Genomic DNA, 535 nt, shown 5'->3' with positions numbered 1-535 from the left:
CCCGGGTGGCGTTCGTGGAGGAGCAGCTGCTCCCCCGGCTCGTCGAGATCCGGGAGTCACTCAGCCACCTCACCACGGTCGTCGTGTACGGCGGTCCTGGCACCGCCGCCACCGTGGAGGTGCCGGGATGCACGGTCGTCGACTTCGAGGACCTCCTCGGCGACGACACCGACCCGCAGGTGCCGGTCGGTCCCCACGACATCGCCTCGGTGGTCTACACGTCGGGCACGACCGGGCCGGCCAAGGGCGTGATGATGCCCCACGGCCAGATCCGGCTCTTCTCGCGACTGGGCGTCGAAGGTGCCCGCATGGGACCCGACGACGCGTTCTACTGCTTCATCCCGCTCTTCCACGTCGCGGGCAAGTTCATCGGGATCATGGGCTCGATGATGACCGGCGGCCGGGTGGTCCTGGACACCCGCTTCGCGGTGGAGGCGTTCCTGCCGCGGGCCCGTCAGCACGGCTGCACGATCGCCCTGCTGCACGGACCCCTGGTGGAGATGCTCTACCAGCTGCCGGAGTCGCCCGACGACGC

1 protein-coding gene is annotated in these 535 nt (G+C 69.9%); it reads left to right on the top strand.

The genetic code is table 11. From position 1 onward, the window contains the following. Window positions 1–535: AMP-binding protein (locus Q0L15_RS22100; RefSeq protein ID WP_296607002.1), on the top strand; the 535-nt coding region annotated here is incomplete at both ends.

Origin of the sequence: Nocardioides sp. (assembly GCF_024509035.1) — a bacterium.
In the GTDB taxonomy this organism is placed as follows: Bacteria; Actinomycetota; Actinomycetes; order Propionibacteriales; family Nocardioidaceae; genus Nocardioides.
The sequence above is the reverse complement of the archived record's forward strand: the minus strand, read 5'-3'. Positions and strand labels throughout refer to the sequence as shown.